Below are 18048 nucleotides of genomic sequence, written 5' to 3'. Positions count from 1 at the left end.
TTAGATATGTCCTTTCTGCTGCTCTTTTACGACCGGGCTGACCCCATCAGCCAGTCTCCATCTCTTATTCTAGGGAAATCGGCCGCCTGTGTCATCGTCGGATCCCCCGCCGCTTTCAACCGCCGCCAGATTCAGGTAAAATATCCGTCGAGGTATCAAGTGTCACAACAAACCGCCAACCCCGATCCCCTGAAATTCCGTCTCAGTTTCATCGCTCTGCCGCTGGCCGTCCTGCTGCTCACCGCCACCGTCGCCGCCGTGTTCTACGGCCGGTTACCGGATGAGCTGTATTATCGCTTCGATCTCAGCGGTGTCCCGTCAGGCAGCCTGACCGCCAAATCATCGCTGGTGATGATGCTGCTAGGCATACAGGCGGTGCTGACAACCGTTGCCTGCTTCGCCACCCTCTCCATCAGCCGTGTCCAGCTCTTTCGTGACAATAAAGATAGTTTCTGGTTCAATCCCGCCCGCCTGTTGACCCTGATGGGCAATATGCCGGCCTTGATCCAGTTGATCATGGCGTACGTGTTGATTGACAGCATCGTCTACGCCCTGGAGTCGAGCCATCTCATGCCGCTGTGGCTTTTTTCCCTGATAACGCTGGTTATCGGCGGTATACTGATCATCATATTCGGGCTGCCGATCGTCATTCAGGCTTACAAGGGTTTCACTCGAATCGAGGAGAAGAAGAAAGAATAATCCATTGATCGAGGCATATCCTTGAAAGCAGTATCGAGATTCTTCGCTGCGCTCAAGAATGACCTAGAAAATTAAAGGAGTAATCACCTTGGCCGACCAAACCAACCCCGTCGAAATGGATAAGATCGTCTCTCTCAGCCGCCGTCGCGGCTTTATCTTCCAGTCTTCCGAGATCTACAGCGCCCCGGGCGGCTGCTGGGATTACGGCCCGCTGGGCGTCCTCTTAAAGAACAACATCAAACAAGCCTGGTGGCAATCCATGGTCCAGGAACGGGATGATGTCGTCGGCGTGGATTCGTCTATCCTGATGAACCCGAAGGTGTGGGAAGCGTCCGGCCATATCACCGGTTTCTCAGACCCCATGGCCGACTGCCTGAAGTGCAAGATGCGCTGGCGCCCCGGTGATTTCGAAGGCATAGTCTGTCCCTCCTGCGGCGGAGAACTGACTGAGCCGCGCCAGTTCAACCTGATGTTCAAGACCTTTATGGGCCCGGTGGAAGACACCGCCGCTGTCGTTTATCTTCGTCCGGAAACCGCCCAGGGTATCTTCACCAATTTTGAAAACGTCCTGAACACCACCCGCAAGAAGCTGCCTTTCGGCATCGCGCAGATGGGCAAGAGTTTCCGCAATGAGATCACCACCGGCAACTTCATCTTCCGCTCACGCGAGTTCGAGCAGATGGAGCTCGAGTATTTCGTCAAACCCGGCACCGATGAGGAATGGCACGCCCACTGGCTGAAAACGCGTCTGGAGTGGTACACCTCCCTGGGCATGAAGCCGGAAAATCTCCAGATGCGCGCACACTGCAAGGACGAACTGGCTCACTACGCTAAGGCTTGCTCCGATGTTCAGTACCTCTTCCCCATGGGCTGGAGCGAGCTCGAAGGCATCGCCAACCGCTGCGATTTCGACCTCAAGCAGCATTCCCAGCACAGCGGCAAAAACCTCGAATATTTCGACGAGGCGACCGGCGAGCATTTCACCCCCTACGTCATCGAGCCTTCAGCCGGCGTTGACCGCTCCGTCCTGGCCTTCATGCTGGACGCCTACACGGAAGAGCCGGACAAGGACGAAATCCGCACCGTATTGAAGCTCCATCCGCGCCTGGCGCCTTACAAGGCCGCGATCCTGCCCCTTTCCAAGAAAGAGCCGCTGGCCAACCTGTCCAAGGAGATCTACGCTTCCCTGCGCAAGGCCTGGATGGTAACCTACGACGAATCCCAGAGCATCGGCCGCCGCTACCGCCGCCAGGACGAGATAGGCACGCCGTATTGCATCACCGTGGACTTCGACTCTTTGAATGATAAGATGGTTACTGTGCGAGAGCGCGACACCATGACCCAGGTGAGAATTCCGATCGAGGAGATCAAGGCTTATTTGTTCCCGAGGTTGAAGGGGGAGATGAAGTAAATCCGACAGTTGATCTAGGTCATCACAATGAAGACCGAAGATACAAATGTAAAAACCTGCCGTTATTGTGGGAAGCCATTTGATTCGGCCAGTCCGAAGTATAAGTTTTTCCCTAACGCGAAGTATTATTGCTCATATATGTGCTTCAAAAAGGGCGAACACCTAAAAACAGTTCACCATGACAAATACACCGAAATTTAATTCCGTGGATCCTCCGCTTTCGCGTAGGATGACAAAGCCATGAAAATCATCCACTTCGCCGACCTGCACCTGGGCGTTGAAACGTATGGCCACCCCGATGCGGCCAGCGGACTGAATACGCGATTCCTGGATTTCCTGGCCGCCTTCGATAAGCTGGTGGATTACGCCGTCGCGGAAAAAGTGGACCTGGTTTTATTTTGCGGTGACGCCTTTAAAAGCCGGGACCCGTCGCAGACGCAGCAGCGGGAGTTTGCCCGCCGCATCAGGAAGCTGGCTGACCACGATATTCCAGTTTTTCTCCTGATCGGTAATCACGACCTGCCCAATGCCTCTACCCGCGCCACCTCCACTGAGATATATGATACACTCAGGATACCTAAGGTAACCGTGGCCAGCCAGCCGAAGGTGTACAACATCGAGACTGCATCCGGCCCGCTCCAGGTGGCGGGGCTGCCATGGCCCCGCAAGGGCGGCATGGAGGGCAAGTTTCAGAATGAAGGGCAAAGCGTCTCTTCGGAGGAGATCAAGACCAGGATTGAGGCGGTCATGTCTTCCAAGATAACCCAGATGGCCGCCGATATCGATCCGTCGCAGCCCGCCGTCATGGCCGCTCATATCTGGGTGGACGGCGCCAAAATCGGTTCGGAGCGCAAGTTGATTCTGGGAACTGAACCGTCAGTTATGCTGGGCAATATCGCCCAACCGGTATTCGATTACGTGGCGCTGGGACACCTGCACAAGCGCCAGGTGCTCAACGAAACGCCGCCGGTGATTTACTCCGGCAGCCTGGAGCGCCTGGACTTCGGCGAAGAGAAGGATGACAAGGGTTTTTATATCATCGAGATCGACGTCCTGCCTCGCCCACCGGACTCTCCGTCTAATGCGGGAGAAAAGGGCACGCAGCAGCGTGCCCCTACGGGGGACCAACAGGAGATTGCTTCGTCGATTCCCTCCTCGCAACGACGGACTAGCGGCGGGCAAAAGAACGTCAAATACCATTTTCATAAGCTCGAAGGCCGCCGCTTTCTTACCCTGGAAGCGACGCTTGACGAACCGGGCGGGCGAGACCCGGTCTCGCCCCTACACCACGGTGAAACGGACCCGACTTCGGAGGTGCTGAAACTCCTTGCCGACCGCCGCGACGATATTGCCGGAGCAATAGTTCAATTGAAGCTGAAGATGCCGGAGTCCGTTGCCCCCCTTCTTCGCGACGCCGAGATCAAAAACGCCCTCAAGGAAGCCCACTACTTCTCGATAATACGTGACGTCGAACGTCACAACCGCAGCCGCTTGGGAGAAACCGGCGGTGAAGGGCTTTCACCGCGGCAAGCCCTTGAAAAATACCTTGATATTAAAAATGTTTCACAGTCTCGCCGCAGCGAGCTTCTGGCCTATGCCGAAAGCCTGCTGGCCGAGACGGAAGGTTAAACATGGCACCCGTTAAAAAACACTCGGCACCCACTCCGGTCGTCCGGACTCTCTTAAAAACACTGCGTGACGCCGGCCTCGGTTCCCGGCGCGACCTGGCAGCTGCCATCAAGACCGGACGTGTCAAGGTGAATGATGTTGTCGCCGAGAGTTTTGCCCTGCCGCTGGCCCCTGCCGATGTCATCGTGTTCGACGACAAGGTCATAGAGATCGCCCGGCAGCATAAAGTATATCTGCTGCTCTACAAACCCGCCGGAGTAATCTCCACCACCGAGGACACCCACGGCCGGCGCACCGTCCTCGATCTTATTCCCGCCGACTACGGCCGCTACAAGCTGTTTCCAGTCGGACGACTCGATGAGGATACCACCGGACTGGTGCTGCTGACCAACGATGGCGATCTGGCCAACCGGTTGACGCACCCCCGCTTCGAGGTGGAGAAGGAGTACCTGGTGGCTATCGACGGCGGCCTTTCAACCTCCCAGGTGGAGCAGCTTGAAAAAGGCATAGAACTCGATGACGGCATGAGCGCTGCGGCCAAGGTCAATCCGGTTCTCAAAAAGCCTTACAACTACCGCATCATCATCCATGAGGGGCGTAAGCGTATCGTCAGAAGGCTCTTTGCCGCGGTGGGACATCAGGTGAGGGCGCTGAAGCGTATCCGCATAGGGCCGCTTGATTTGGGAACGCTCAGGGAAGGGGACTACCGGCGCCTCAGCCCTTCCGAGATCCGCTCCCTTCAGCGTTAACGGCATCGTTCGGGCAAAGTTACTTACAGGGGCTGGTTGATCGTCTTTAGATTGGGCTTGAAGCGCCGAATCTCCCATTCTTTAATACACTTCAGCCCGTCGTCATCAGACAACTCGTTCCAGTAGCGGTAGAAATACGAAACGTAGAACTTGGGAACGAGCGCCGTGTGCACCGTGACCACCCGGTCCGCCACCTTTTCCACTTTGCGCACCGACATTTCGGATGCCACCGGCACCGCAACGATGATGCGCGCCGGACGGCGGCGCCTGACGGATTCCACCGCCGCCATCATTGTGTAGCCCGATGCGAGGCCGTCATCGATAATGATGGCGGTTTTTCCGGCCACCATGGACAACGGCCGGCTGCCGCGGTAGATCAGGCTGCGCTGTTGGATGTCGTTCCTGACCTTGGCCACCTGGTAGTTTATCTGTGACTGGGTCAATCCCAGCGATTTAACGATTTCATTGTTCAGGATCATGGTGCCGTCATCAGCCACCGCGCCGAAACCGCCCTCAGGTCTCAACGGAATGGGAATCTTCCGGGCAATGACCACATCCAGTTCCGCGCCGATAGCCAGGGCTACCTGCAACCCCACCGGCAGCCCGCCGTTGGGAATGGCTAACACGATAGTTGGCTCGTTCTTGTAAGCCATCAGCTTGTCGGCCAGTTGCTTACCGGCGTCAAAGCGGTTTTCAAACAGCGGATCGGGAGCGGGTTGACGGTAGACCATGAATTAAGAGCCCTGCTTTCAGATAAGTTTGAAGGCGCCGACATCGACCATTCCCAGGTCGGTCAGTTTAAGTTCCGGAATCACCGGTAAAGCCAGGAATGATAATGCGGCGAAGGGGGCGGGCAGTTTCACCCCGATATCCCGGGCGGCGGACTCCACCCGTTCGAGGGCAGCCACAACTTTGTCCAGCGGTTGGTCGGACATCAACCCGGCGATAGGCAACGGCAGGCGGGCTGAAACCTCTCCCCCGGCGACCACCGCCAGGCCGCCGCCCATGCGGATCACCTCGTTGACGGCGGCATATATATCTTCGTCGGATGCGCCGACGGCCACGATATTGTGGGAATCGTGAGCGACGGAGGACGCCAGCGCTCCCCTCGTCATGCCGAAACCCTTGACCAGACCCTTGCCGATATTCCCCGTAGCTTTGTGTCTTTCGACAACCACGATTTTAAGCATCTCGCGTTCAAGATCGGGCACCACATCGAGTGTTTCTTTGAGGTAGCGGGTGACGATCTGACCGGGGATCACCTCGATCACCGGCATCAATTCGACCAAGTCCATCGCCAGGTCAGCAACACCGAACGGTTTGACGTTCATAGTCCGGCACAGTTTTGCCGGCGCCTTGCCCCTGGTTGCAAACAGTGCCTCACCGTTCTCGGCGGCCAGTTTTCCCCCACAATAAACTTGTCTTATGTTAATTTGTTCAAGGTCATCGCCCACCAGCAGATTTGCCCGGTATCCGGGAGCAACGGCCCCTACCCACCTCATCCCGAAATACTCGGCAAGGTTGATGGTCGCTAATTGGATCGCTGTAACCGGTTCCAGTCCAAGTTTGACGGCTTTTCTCACTATGGCGTCCATATCGCCGTCGCGCTTTAGGTCGGCGCAACTGCGGTCATCGACCACAAACATGCATCGGCGGCTGGTTTGCGGCGTGACCAGGGGCAGCAGATCAGCCAGGTTCTTCTCGGTGGAACCTTCACGGATCATGATATGGAGTCCGCGGGCCAGCTTCTCCCTGGCTTCTTCGATCCGGGTCGATTCATGGTCGGAGCTTATTCCGGCGCCTGCATAGGCATTCAGATCTTTACCGCCAAGTCCCGGCGCGTGGCCGTCGACGATGCCGCCGCCCGTCGCCTCTATCTTATCCAGCACCCCGGTATCTCCGAAAAGCACGCCGGGAAAGTTCATCATCTCTCCCAGGCCGATAACTCCCGGCATCCGCAGCACCCTGGCGACGTCCTCAGCCGTCAGAGTCGCGCCGGAGGTTTCCAGGTGCGTTGCCGGTACACAGGACGGCGCCATGACGTGCAGATCCAGCGGCAAGGTTTTGGCGGCGTTGAGTATGTACTTGATACCGTCGATACCGACGACGTTCGTCAATTCATGCAGGTCGGTCACCAGACCGGTGGTACCCCGGGCCACTACGGCGCGGGCGTACTGCCGGATATCCAGCATGGAACTCTCGATATGGGTATGCCCGTCGATGAACCCCGGAATGATATAGGCGCCGCGCAGGTCGATGATTTCCTGGGCTTTTTCATAGTCGCCTACGCCGGCTATAACTCCGTCGCATACGGCTACCGAAGCGTCCTCGATCTCACCGTTGAAAACGTTGACCACGCGGGCGTTCCGGAACAGGAGATCAGCCGGTTCTTCACCCCTGGCCACCCGGATGCGCCGTCGCAACTCATCAGTCATCGGCAGCCTCCTCCAGTGTATGGATCCCCGGCAGGTTGCGATATCGTTGAGCGTAATCCAGTCCGTATCCCACCACAAATTTATCCGGAATCGTAAAAGCTGAATAATCGATATTCACTGGCACCTGCCGCCTGACCGGTTTATCCAGCAAAGCGCATAGTTTCAATGAAGCGGGATTCCGTTCCTTCAGGAATTTCAGCAGGGAATCGACGCATAGTCCGGTATCGACGATGTCTTCAACCACCAGCAGATGTCTGCCTTCCATCGCCGAGGTAGGATATGCGGTTATTTTCACTTCGCCGCAACTCGTCACTCTGTCGCCGTAGCTGGCCAGTCCGATGAAATCAAACTCAACAGGGATTGTTATGGCCCGCACCAGGTCAGACAGGAAAATAGCCGCGCCTTTCAGTACACCGATAACCAACAGATCCTTTCCGGCGTAATCAACCGAAATACGCTCCGCCATACGACGCACCTCTCCGGCGATCTCGTCGCGGGGATACAAAAGCTTCAGACTGTAGCGGCTGGTCACAGCCCTGAATTATAATCACCAACCGTAAATCTGTCCACCGATAATTGTTCCCACGGGTATTAAGGCGTGCTATAATAGCCGCGTTAATGAACGCTTCAGATATGGGCGACACCAAAATCACCTGTGCCCGATGCCATACCAGCATCGACACCGCCGCGTCATCGGTACCGACAAAATTCTGCCCCAATTGCGGCAACAAATTGGAAACGCCGCCGGCCGCCAACCCCAGGTCACGGGCTAGTTTTTGCCCGTCGTGTGGCAAGGGGCTCTCGGCGCCGTTCGATTACTGTCCATCCTGCGGCGTCCCGCTGAGCGGGCCGCAGGAATCGATCCGCATGGAAATGCCTGAGGAAACGCCCCCGACCCCCGCCGAAATCGCCGCTGCCAAAAAAGCACCCGCGGCTATCGCATCGAGTGCCCCGGGAGAAGAGCGGCAGATCATCACCGATCCCAAGCTCAAGAAACTCTATAAGCAATGGGCTGCCCATTCCGACCTGCCGGAAGAAGCGATGCCGGTCATGGAACGCCCCCGTCCAGTACCCACGCCTACACCAACATATAAAGCTGCCCGGTCCGGTTTCGACCGATCCAGTTTCCTGACTGACATCCCCCCAATCTATTTATTCATCGCCGGTACGATTATAGTCGGGTTGCTGCTTATACTTGCCATCATCATTGCGCTTTAACTCTCATTTCCAGATATCTTTTCATTTGTGTTATTGTCATCGGTTTTTTTGACTCTCAATTTTTTTCGCAGAATATTTCTTTGTTATACTATCTCTAATATGTATAATTAATCATCGAGGCGATTCAAGCCTATTTATCTTGGAGTATGATGTTGGTTATTCAAGTCGAAAATCTAGTGAAAGTTTACGGACCCATCCGCGCCGTGGACGGTCTCAGTTTCAACGTCAAACAGGGTGAGGTCTTCGGCATGCTGGGTCCCAACGGCGCCGGCAAGACCACAACCGTTGAAATCATCGAGGGGCTCCGTAAACCGGATTCAGGGAAGGTGACCGTCCTTGGCATGGACGCTTCCAAGGCTTCCAACGCCATCAAGCAACGAATCGGCGCCCAGTTGCAAACGCCGGCTCTCATGCCGTCGCTCACCGTCGAAGAACTGCTCGTGGTTTTCAGCGGCTTCTACACGCGTACCTTTCCCATTAACGATCTGCTGGAACTGCTTTCTTTAACCGAAAGCCGCCGCGTGCTGGTCAAGAATCTCTCCGGCGGCCAGTTGCAGCGGTTGTCGGTGGCTATGGCGCTCATCAACGACCCGGAGATCGCCTTTCTCGATGAACCGACCACCGGCCTTGATCCCCAGGTACGTCGTGGTATGTGGCAAGTTATCGAGGACATGAAATCCAAAGGCAAAACCATCTTCCTGACCACGCACTACATGGAAGAGGCGGAGCGCCTGTGCGACCGCATCGCTATCGTCGACCACGGCAAGATCATCGCCCTGGATACCCCCCGCGCCCTTATCAACGCCAATTTCAAGGAAAAGGCGGTTCAATTCGAACTCGATCCGCGGCCGTCGGACGAACTGTTGCTCAGTTTCCCCGGCGCCATCAGCGTGGCGACTGATCTTAATGACATCGTCATATACTCCAACGATATCCCCGCCACCATGTCGGCCACTTTGAAATACGCTGAAGTGCAGAACGTCACTTCCCAACTCAAAGACCTCCGCGTGCGGCAGGCAACCCTGGAAGACGTATTCCTGAAGCTGACCGGGAGGAAGATCCGCGAATGAAAGCCATGCAGCAATTGATCATCGCTAATTTCAAGCAGTTCTTCCGCGATAAAACAGCGGTCTTTTTTACCTTCGCCTTCCCGTTGATCTTCATATTCCTTTTCGGCATGGTCTTCGGCGGCGACAACTCCGTCAACTATAGTGTCGGCTTGGTGAATAATGATGATTCACCGATTGGGCAAAATATCGCAGAAGCCATTGGCAGTGTTCCTATCTTTACTATCTCCGAAGACAGTCTCGAAGCGTCGATCGATGCTTTGAAAAACGGCGAATTGGCCGCCGTCATCGTCATACCTGAGAATATCGAACCGACTATCGGCGCGGGCAATAACGCCGCTCTGACCCTCTATCATGATCCATCACAAACTCAAACGTCGCAGATCATCCTCCCGGTCATGCGTCAGATCGTCGATGAATTCAACCGGCAATTGACCCAAGCGCCGGTACTGTTGAGCCTTTCAGAAGAATCGATCCTGTCCACCAGCCTGAGATTCATCGATTTCTTCGTGCCAGGCATCCTGGCTTTGTCCATCATGCAAAGCGGCCTCTTTGGTGTCTTACCGCTAGTCGAATGGCGTGAAAAGAAAGTCCTCAAACGCCTGGGCGTCACTCCCCTTTCCCGCTCCACCGTGGTCATCAGCCAATTAGCTTTCCGGCTGGTACTTGCGGTGATCCAGGCAGCCATCCTGTTGATCATCGCCAACCTGGTATTCGGTGTTCCAGTTCTGGGCAGCTGGCTCATGATGATAGGTCTTGTGGTATTGGGGACCCTGGTGTTCATCGCACTTGGTTACGTGGTGGCCGCCCGGGTCAGGACGGTCGAGGGCGCCACCCCCATCGTCAACCTGATATCCTTCCCCATGATGTTCTTATCCGGTATTTTTTGGCCGGTGGAAATTATGCCGGACTTCATCCGTCCCGTGATCTCAGCTATGCCACTGACTTACCTCGGAGACGCTTTCCGGCAAGTGATGGTAGGTTCCCCTCCCCTATATCCAATGAGCGTCGATATCCTGGTACTGGTCGCATGGCTGATCGTATGTATGATCCTCACCGTGCGTTTCTTCCGCTGGGAATAGCCGCGTGGTCGCCGGCTTAAAGTATCAACATACCGTCGCCGAAACTGAAGAACCGGTATTCCCCGGCGACCGCTTCATCATAAGCGGCTTTGAGTTTGTCCCAACCGGCGAAAGCCGCCGCCAGCATCAGTGGCGTGCCTTTAGGCAAATGAAAATTGGTGATCAGTTTGTCGATCACCCGGTACTCGAATCCCGGCAGTATGAAAAGCTCCACCCATCCCTCGAACGGCTTGAGCGGCATCCCGCCGGTCATCGCCGCCCACTCCAGCGTCCGCACCGCCGATGTCCCGACGCCGAACACCCTGCCCCCGGCGGCTTTGACGTGATTTATCGCCTCTGCCGTTTCCGGCGGTAGTATGGCGTATTCACTGTGGATCGGGTGGCGGGAGGGGTCTTCCTCTTTGACCGGACGGAAGGTATCCAGGCCGATATGCAGGGTCACGAACAGCAGTTTGACGCCCCTGGCCTCGATTTGCTCCAGCAGGCGCGGCGTGAAATGGAGCCCGGCGGTGGGCGCCGCCACGCTGCCGCTCACTTTTGAATAAACCGTCTGGTAGCGCTCGGATTCCCATTCCGACAGCTGATGATGGATATAGGGCGGCAAGGCCAAGATGCCCAGTTCAGCCAGCCGGTTCTCATCGGAAAAGCGTAAAGAGGCGGTACCGTCATCATCTTTCGCCAGTATCTCGAAGGTCACGCCGCTGATCGCCCCGTTCTTATCGAACAGTTCGACGACCGCCCCGGCGTTCAGGCGTTTGGCGGGTTTTATCAGCGCCTGCCATTCGTTGAGCCCCTGCCGGATAAGCAGCAACACCTCGACACTGGCTCCGGTATCTTTCTTACGGCCGTAAAGGCGGGCGGGAATTACCCTGGAATCATTGAAGACCAGGGCATCGCCCGGCTGAAGGTAATCGACGACATCGGCGAAGCGGCGATGAGCGGTGGTGCCGCTTTCCCGATCCAGCACCAGCAGGCGGGAACTGTCGCGGGGTTCGGCCGGTGTTTGAGCTATCAGCTTTTCGGGCAGGTGGTAGTCGAAATCGGATGTTTTCAAAGCGGCTAATTATAGCGGTAAACAGCTTGCCGGTGCCATGGGGTCGGGCGCATCGTTGGTCCGTCGGGATTGCCGCCGCTCAGGTTTACCGCCCGTTTCGATTGTGATATTCTAGCCCCTTATGAAGATACTCATCTCCAACGACGACGGTATCCATTCCGCGGGATTGTGGACCCTGGCCGCTCACCTGAAACAGATCGGTCCGGTCACCATCGTCGCTCCCGACCGGGAACAGAGCGCCACAGGCACGGCATTGACCCTGCGCCAGCCGCTAAGAGTGGGCAAGGTGGCTTCCCAGTTGCCCGGCGTGGATTGCTGGGCTACCGAAGGACTGCCCGGTGATGCCATGATCCTGGGATTGGAACGCATCGTGCAAAAACCGGTCGGTCTGGCGGTTTCGGGCATCAACAACGGCCCCAACCTCGGCGATGACGTGCTGATCTCCGGCACCGTCGGCGCGGCGTTGCAGGCTTACCTCCGGAACGTCCCGGCTATGGCCGTCTCCACCTTCAATATCGAATCCACCAACCACGAGACCCCGGCACGCCTGGCCGCCATTATCGCCGGGGACATCGCCTCGGGCCGGCTCTCGGGTGAATTCTTTCTGAACGTCAACGCCCCGGATATCCCGCTGGAACGGATCAAGGGGATTCGGCTCACCAACCTGGCGCACAAGACCCATATCGACACCGTGCAGGAAGGCCACGACGGACGGCGGGAGTTCTACTGGCTGGTGCGCCGCAAGCTGGATTTCGAGGCCGCGGAAGACACCGATATCAAGGCTATCGAGCAGGACTGCATTTCCGTCACCGAACTTCACGCCAACCTGTTCCGGAAACCGGCCATCGACGGTCTTCAGGCCTTATGCGACGATTGGTTCGACAGGCTTCGTGTACTCAAGCCATCGACTTAAGGAGTAGTATGGAAACTGCTGCCAATATTCTCCAGACTATCGGTAACACTCCTCTCGTCAGGATCAACAATTTAAGTCCCAACGAGAATGTAACTATCTACGCCAAACTCGAGGGCTTCAATCCAACCGGAAGTATCAAGGACAGAATTGCCTTAAGCATGATCCGGCAGGCTGAAATGGAAGGCAAATTAACCAAGGGCAAAACGATCATCGAACCCACTTCCGGCAATACCGGGGTGGCCCTGGCCATGATCGGCACGGTCAAGGGCTATGATGTCGAGATCGTCATGAGCAGTGCCGTTTCCATTGAAAGAATCAAGATGATCAAAGCCTTTGGCGGAAAGGTGACATTAACCGACGGAAAACTGGGTACGGACGGCGCGATAATCAAAGCCCGGCAATTGGTTCAAGAGCATCCTGAGAAGTATTTCATGCCGGATCAGTTTTCCAACGAGTACAACAAGATCGCCCATTACAGGACTACGGGAGAAGAGATCTGGAAACAGATCGGCGGTAAGGTAGACTACTTCGTTTCCTCTTTGGGAACTTCAGGCACTCTTATGGGAGTTGGTAAGGTGCTAAAGGAACACAACCCTCAAATCAAAACGGTCTGCGCCCATCCGGTGAGAGGGCACTATATTCAAGGGTTGAAGAACATGGAAGAAGCTATCGTCCCCTCGATATACGACCCCTCGCAGATCGATATTACGGTGATGGTCGAGTCTGAGGCGGCACAGGAAATGACCAGGAAAATTGTAGCCCGGGAGGGGATTTTCGTCGGTATGAGCAGCGGCGCCGCGATGTATGCGGCGGTTCAAACTGCCAAAAGCATAGATTCAGGAACAATCGTGGTGATCTTTCCGGACAGGGGAGAAAAATACCTTAGTACAACACTATTCGATGAATAATTAACCCTCTTTTACTCCCGGTCTGCGCTCCAACTTTTCCATTATCACGTCTCATCGGGTATAATATATCCATATTCAGTCCGCTTGTATCCCCTTGAAGGAACGAGACGGCAATAAGCCCGGAAGGATGCCTTCTCTGCTTTTGCCGGGGAGGCATTTACGTTTCCATGCCGGATAGAGATCTGAAAATCGGATTCACCGGAGCCGGGAAGGTCGCCACGGCGCTGGCGCTCGGTTTGACCGATGCCGGTTATACCGTAAACGCCATCGCCAGCCGTAGCCTGGGTTCGGCCGAAAAACTGGCCGCCAGGCTGCCTTCCGCCGCGGCCGGTATCGATCCCCAATCCGTCGCCGATGCCGCCGACCTGATCTTCATCACCACCCCTGATGCAGCCATACCCGGTGTCGCGGCATCGATCAAGGCGGGTCCCGGTAAAATGGTCTGCCACACCTCGGCGGCGGACCCGGTCGATGTACTCGAACCCCTGCGCCGGCAGGGTGCTGTCACCGGTGTTTTCCACCCCCTGCAAAGCGTAGGGTCGATCGACAGCGCCGCAATTCTTCCCGGCATCACCTTCGCCATCGAGTCCGAAGAGCCGCTGTTGGGGATTTTACGGAGCCTGGCGCAGGAGCTTGGCGGGCGGCCTGTCGAACTGTCCGGCACCGACCGGGTGCTGTACCACGCCTCGGCGGTCATGGCTTCAAATTACCTGGTGACTCTCCTGGATCTCGCCGCCGGTTTGTGGAAAGACTTCGGCACGCGGGAACAAGCTGTGGCCGCTCTGTTGCCGCTGGTCCGGGGCGCCATCGACAATGTAGAGACCATCGGCGTACCGGGTTGCCTCACCGGCCCCATATCGAGGGGCGATACCGGTACGGTAAACCGGCACCTCGCGGCTCTCAGGGGAAAGTCCCCGCGGGCGCTCGATGTCTATCGTGTTCTGGGTCTGAATACCATTCCCCTGGCGGTGGCCAAAGGCGGCATCGACACGGATCAGGCCGCCATAATGAAAGAACTTCTGGAGATCAATCTATGAGAACGATGTTACACAGCAAAATTCACCGGGCGCGGGTCACCCGCTGCGATCTGGACTACGAGGGCAGCATCACCATCGACCGGGACCTGCTGCAGGCCGCGGACATCCTGCCTTTTGAGCAGGTGCAGGTGCTGAACCTCAACAACGGCGCCCGTTTCGCCACCTATGTCATCGAGGGTGAGGCCGGCAGCGGTGAGATCGGCCTCAATGGCGCCGCCGCCCGCTGCGCCTGTAAGGGAGACATCGTCATTATTTTGACCTACGATCAGGTGGCAGAGGCTGACCTCGCCGGTCACATGCCCAAGCTGGTGTATGTGAATGAGCAGAACCGGATCACCTCCGTGAAACAGGCGATAGGAGCGATTTTCTTTTAGGAGGAAGCCATGAGAACCACCATTCAGCAGGTCCGGGATTTCAAGGCGAAAGGCGAGAAATTCGCCGTGCTCACCGCCTATGATTACGCCACCGCCCGAATCGTCGACCGCGCCGGGATCCCGGTGATACTGGTCGGCGATTCCCTGGGTATGGTCGTCCTGGGGTATGAATCAACCATTCCGGTGACCATGGACGAGATGATCCACCATACCAAAGCCGTCGTCCGCGGCACCGATAAAGCCATGGTCGTGGCCGACATGCCCTTCATGACCTATCACATCACCGTCGAAGAAACCCTCCGCAACGCCGCCCGCTTCATCCAGGAGGCCGGCGCCCAGGCGGTCAAACTGGAGGGCGGCGTCACCGTGGCCGATAAGGTCAGAAAACTGGTCGATTGCGGCATACCGGTGATGGGCCATATCGGCCTGACGCCCCAATCGGTCAACCAGTTGAGCGGCTACAAGGTCCAGGGCCGGAACCTCCAGGCGGCAAAGAAACTCCTGGCCGACGCCCGGGCACTGGAATCAGCCGGGGCTTTCGCGGTTGTACTTGAGACCATGCCTACGGAACTGTCGGCCTACATTTCATCGAAGATCACCATCCCCACCATCGGCATCGGCGCCGGCGCCGGGTGCGACGGCCAGGTGCAGGTCATTTCAGACCTGTTGGGACTGTTCACCGATTTCGTGCCCAAACACGCCGGCCAGTACGCCAGGCTCGCCGACCTGATAGCCGATGCTGTCACCGCCTATGCCGCCGATGTTAAAAACGGGAGTTTCCCCACCCTGCACCAGAGTTTCACCATGGAAGAAGCCGTCATCGAGGACTTGAAACGGGAAGATGAGAGTCCTTAAAACTATCGGCGAGCTTCGGGATTACCGCGGCGGGCTTAAGGGGTCCGTCGGGTTGGTGCCGACCATGGGTTTCCTGCACGAAGGTCATCTTTCCCTGGTTCGGCGATCGATTATCGAATGCGATCATACCGTCGTCAGTATTTTCGTCAACCCCACCCAGTTCGGCCCCGCCGAGGACTTCAACAATTATCCGCGGGACACCGAACGGGATCTGGGACTGCTCGAATCGGCCGGCGCCAACGCTGTTTTCCTGCCGGGCGTCGAGGAAATGTATGCCCCCGGCGCCGACACCCTGGTATTGCCCGGCAGGATCGCCGACCGCCTGGAAGGCGCCGTCCGCCCCGGTCACTTCAAGGGCGTGGCCACGGTGGTGCTCAAACTCTTCAACCTGGCCCAGCCGCACCGCGCCTATTTCGGACAAAAGGACGCTCAACAGGTGGCGGTTATCCGGAAGATGGTGGCCGACCTGAACGTCCCGGTCGAGGTGGTCGTGATGCCGACGGTGCGGGAGGCAGACGGCTTGGCCATGAGCAGCCGGAACAGCTATCTCACCACTGAAGAGAGGCAGGCGGCCACGGTTCTCTATCGCTCGCTTCGCCTGGCTGAAGACCTGATCGCCGCGGGAGAGAGAGACCCGGTCATCGTCAGACAACGGATGATCGATCTCATTAACACCGAACCCCTGGCGAGTATCGATTACGTCAGCGTCGCCGACGCCTCCAGCCTTGAGGAACTCACTTTCGTCGCCAAACCTGCCCTGATATCGCTGGCGGTCAGGATAGGCCGGACGCGGTTGATCGACAACATTATATTGTCTTAGCCGGTCTGACCAGCACCGCCAACCCCACCATGGCCGCAAATGCCAGAGCCGCCCCAAAGTAGAAGGGGCTGGCCGGGCTGACTTCCTGCCACAGGAAACCGGCGATCAGGCTGGCCGGCAACAGCAGCAAACCAAGTACCCCGTGATACAACCCGAAGGCGGTGCCCCGTTTCTCCTGAGGGACCAGGTCAGCTACGAATGCCTTGGCCACTCCTTCGACGATACCGTAATAAACGCCGAAGACCGCGAACAGCAGCCAGATATGCCAGCTCTCCGCGGCGACGGCGAATCCCAGGAAAGTCAGGGCGTAAATACCCCACCCCGCCATCATCAACCGCCGCCGTCCAAATCTGTCGGACAAAATTCCGGCGGGTGTGGCGGACAGGAAATAGGTGATGTTGAACACCACCAGCATCAGCGTTATGTCGAGTACCGAATTACCCAAATTCTGAGCCCTCAGGATAGCGAAGAAATTGCTGGAATTACCGAGGGTAAAAATACCGAGCACCAGGAGAAACAGTTTGAATTCCCGGTTCATGCCGCTCACCGTAGCCCGGAAGCCGATCTTTTCGACCCCGATCTGATCCGCTTTCGGTGGTTCCTTCACTTTAGTCGCTAAAATGATCACCGAGATGATAGCCGGGATGATGCCGATAACGATCAGCAGTCTGAAGGTATCCTGGGTCAGATCCACCGCGCCCCGCTGGGTCAGGTAGATCACCCCGGCGGCGATGAACAGGCCCAGGAAGGCGCCGGCGCTGTCCATCGCCTTATGCAGCCCGAAACTGCGCCCGCGTTCCTTCGGTTCTACGGAAGCGGCGATAAGCGCGTCCCGCGGAGAGGTGCGCAGCCCCTTGCCCAGCCGGTCGGCGAACCGGACTCCCAGCACCATGCCCCAGTGGCTGGCCAGGTACATGAACGGCTTGGCCAGCGTCGAAAGCCCATAACCGGCCACCGAAAGCGCCTTGTAACGCCGGAACCGGTCGGCCAACCGCCCGCTGTATATCTTGACCAGCGCTTCGGTGCTGTCGGAAACACCGCCGACCAGGCCGATCACCGCCGGCGGCACCCCCAGCACGTTAGCCAGGAACAGCGGCACCAGGGTAAAGATCATCTCACTGGAGACGTCGGTGAAAAAACTTACCAGCCCCAGGTAAAACACATTGGGACGGACGCCAAGTAGTTTCTTTTCGCGCCCGGATTGGGGGTGTTCGATACGAGGCTGTTCGCCTGCTGCGGTCATGCCCATATAGTAACAGAGAGTTGCCGATGATGATAAATCGGGGAACCACCGGCGAAACGATCTCGGTGCTGCCAAACGAGCATAACGCGTAACTTGCCCTGCCCTACCGCCCTTTGTCATCCTATGCGACCTTTAACTGTTCACCGCGGTACAGCGGTTCGGGCGCGGGCTGACGGCAGCCGGCCACGTTGCCGAGAACGGCTGTGACCGTCAGTGACAGCGTTATACGGAGCAAGATTATGGGGCATTGTTTATTACAGCATTAGGGTAGGTGAGTGAGGTAGAGCGTGAGATGAGGTTAAGTGTGCGTTACACTAAGTTTAACGTGGTTATCCCCCCACCCCAAAAACTAAAAGCTGACAGCTGACAGCTCAATATATATTTTCCAAACCCGCCAAAGTCCTATTGACAATCCGCCATTCCCGGCCTTATTCTATATACTGCGATTAGTAAAGATAGAACAGGAGTATCTTGTTGAGTCAAGAAGAGGGATCCGCTATGCCTCGCCGCCGGGGCGCTCAACCCGGCAATCAGAACGCCCGCACCCACGGTTT

General features: G+C 56.9%; 18 protein-coding genes. 13 read left to right on the top strand and 5 right to left on the bottom strand.

Annotation, left to right across the window (positions count from 1 at the left end; all coding sequences use genetic code 11):
* The first annotated feature begins 6 nt into the window (after positions 1-6).
* From ABFB09_RS03670 to ABFB09_RS03655, 4 genes are all read left to right on the top strand, one after another.
* On the top strand, positions 7-699 hold the full coding sequence (locus tag ABFB09_RS03670; protein WP_346999970.1) for a hypothetical protein: 693 nt from the start codon (positions 7-9) through the stop codon (positions 697-699).
* Between the two features lie 115 nt (positions 700-814).
* Positions 815-2110: a glycine--tRNA ligase gene (locus ABFB09_RS03665; protein WP_347000154.1), complete on the top strand. Its 1296-nt coding sequence runs from the start codon at positions 815-817 to the stop codon at positions 2108-2110.
* Between the two features lie 240 nt (positions 2111-2350).
* A complete protein-coding gene (locus ABFB09_RS03660; RefSeq protein WP_346999968.1) occupies positions 2351-3739 on the top strand; it encodes an exonuclease SbcCD subunit D in 1389 nt (462 codons plus the stop codon).
* Positions 3740-3741: 2 nt separating this feature from the next.
* Positions 3742-4488, top strand: coding sequence for a pseudouridine synthase (locus ABFB09_RS03655; RefSeq protein ID WP_346999967.1), 747 nt, complete (start codon positions 3742-3744; stop codon positions 4486-4488).
* 23 nt (positions 4489-4511) lie between these two features.
* Here the strand turns inward: ABFB09_RS03655 and ABFB09_RS03650 are convergent, their stop codons facing one another.
* From ABFB09_RS03650 to hpt, 3 genes are read right to left on the bottom strand one after another with little or no spacing between them, the layout of a single operon-like run.
* Positions 4512-5219, bottom strand: a complete 708-nt coding sequence (locus tag ABFB09_RS03650; protein ID WP_346999965.1) for a phosphoribosyltransferase family protein — start codon at positions 5217-5219, stop codon at positions 4512-4514.
* Positions 5220-5237: 18 nt separating this feature from the next.
* Entirely contained in the window at positions 5238-6923 is a 1686-nt protein-coding gene (gene ade / locus ABFB09_RS03645) for an adenine deaminase (RefSeq protein ID WP_346999963.1), read from the bottom strand.
* Complete coding sequence (hpt, locus tag ABFB09_RS03640) at positions 6916-7455, bottom strand: hypoxanthine phosphoribosyltransferase (protein ID WP_346999961.1); 540 nt, start codon at positions 7453-7455, stop codon at positions 6916-6918. The genes ade and hpt overlap by 8 nt, the downstream gene beginning before the upstream one ends.
* A gap of 86 nt (positions 7456-7541) precedes the next feature.
* Here hpt and ABFB09_RS03635 point away from each other — a divergent pair, with 86 nt between their 5' ends.
* The 3 genes from ABFB09_RS03635 to ABFB09_RS03625 all read left to right on the top strand — a co-directional run bounded on the left by ABFB09_RS03635 (position 7542) and on the right by ABFB09_RS03625 (position 10290).
* Positions 7542-8141: a zinc ribbon domain-containing protein gene (locus ABFB09_RS03635; protein ID WP_346999960.1), complete on the top strand. Its 600-nt coding sequence runs from the start codon at positions 7542-7544 to the stop codon at positions 8139-8141.
* 176 nt (positions 8142-8317) lie between these two features.
* On the top strand, positions 8318-9211 hold the full coding sequence (locus tag ABFB09_RS03630; protein ID WP_346999959.1) for an ATP-binding cassette domain-containing protein: 894 nt from the start codon (positions 8318-8320) through the stop codon (positions 9209-9211).
* Positions 9208-10290 (top strand): ABC transporter permease, encoded by a 1083-nt coding sequence (locus ABFB09_RS03625; RefSeq protein WP_346999958.1) that lies wholly within the window; start codon positions 9208-9210, stop codon positions 10288-10290. Before ABFB09_RS03630 ends, ABFB09_RS03625 begins: the two co-directional genes overlap by 4 nt.
* 16 nt (positions 10291-10306) lie before the next feature.
* Here the strand turns inward: ABFB09_RS03625 and queA are convergent, their stop codons facing one another.
* On the bottom strand, positions 10307-11344 hold the full coding sequence (queA, locus tag ABFB09_RS03620; RefSeq protein WP_346999957.1) for a tRNA preQ1(34) S-adenosylmethionine ribosyltransferase-isomerase QueA: 1038 nt from the start codon (positions 11342-11344) through the stop codon (positions 10307-10309).
* Between the two features lie 121 nt (positions 11345-11465).
* Between queA and surE the strand changes: the two genes are divergently transcribed.
* From surE to panC, 6 genes are all read left to right on the top strand, one after another.
* On the top strand, positions 11466-12257 hold the full coding sequence (gene surE, locus ABFB09_RS03615; RefSeq protein ID WP_346999956.1) for a 5'/3'-nucleotidase SurE: 792 nt from the start codon (positions 11466-11468) through the stop codon (positions 12255-12257).
* Between the two features lie 8 nt (positions 12258-12265).
* Positions 12266-13165, top strand: coding sequence for a cysteine synthase family protein (locus tag ABFB09_RS03610; protein WP_346999954.1), 900 nt, complete (start codon positions 12266-12268; stop codon positions 13163-13165).
* Positions 13166-13332: 167 nt separating this feature from the next.
* The gene (locus tag ABFB09_RS03605) at positions 13333-14202 is read left to right on the top strand and encodes a DUF2520 domain-containing protein (RefSeq protein ID WP_346999952.1); all 870 of its coding nucleotides are present in this window, start codon (positions 13333-13335) and stop codon (positions 14200-14202) included.
* A complete protein-coding gene (panD, locus tag ABFB09_RS03600) occupies positions 14199-14576 on the top strand; it encodes an aspartate 1-decarboxylase (protein ID WP_346999951.1) in 378 nt (125 codons plus the stop codon). The genes ABFB09_RS03605 and panD overlap by 4 nt, the downstream gene beginning before the upstream one ends.
* A 9-nt stretch (positions 14577-14585) precedes the next feature.
* Complete coding sequence (gene panB, locus ABFB09_RS03595) at positions 14586-15431, top strand: 3-methyl-2-oxobutanoate hydroxymethyltransferase (RefSeq protein ID WP_346999948.1); 846 nt, start codon at positions 14586-14588, stop codon at positions 15429-15431.
* Positions 15418-16251 (top strand): pantoate--beta-alanine ligase, encoded by an 834-nt coding sequence (gene panC, locus ABFB09_RS03590; protein ID WP_346999947.1) that lies wholly within the window; start codon positions 15418-15420, stop codon positions 16249-16251. The genes panB and panC overlap by 14 nt, the downstream gene beginning before the upstream one ends.
* Here the strand turns inward: panC and ABFB09_RS03585 are convergent.
* Positions 16238-17494 carry an MFS transporter gene (locus ABFB09_RS03585; protein WP_346999945.1) on the bottom strand — a complete coding sequence of 419 codons (1257 nt, stop codon included), beginning with the start codon at positions 17492-17494 and terminating at the stop codon, positions 16238-16240. The genes panC and ABFB09_RS03585 overlap by 14 nt on opposite strands.
* Positions 17495-18048 lie beyond the last annotated feature (554 nt).

This window comes from Dehalogenimonas sp. THU2, from assembly GCF_039749495.1.
GTDB lineage: Bacteria > Chloroflexota > Dehalococcoidia > Dehalococcoidales > Dehalococcoidaceae > Dehalogenimonas.
Note: the sequence above shows the minus strand (reverse complement) of the source record. Positions and strands in the feature narration are given on the sequence as shown.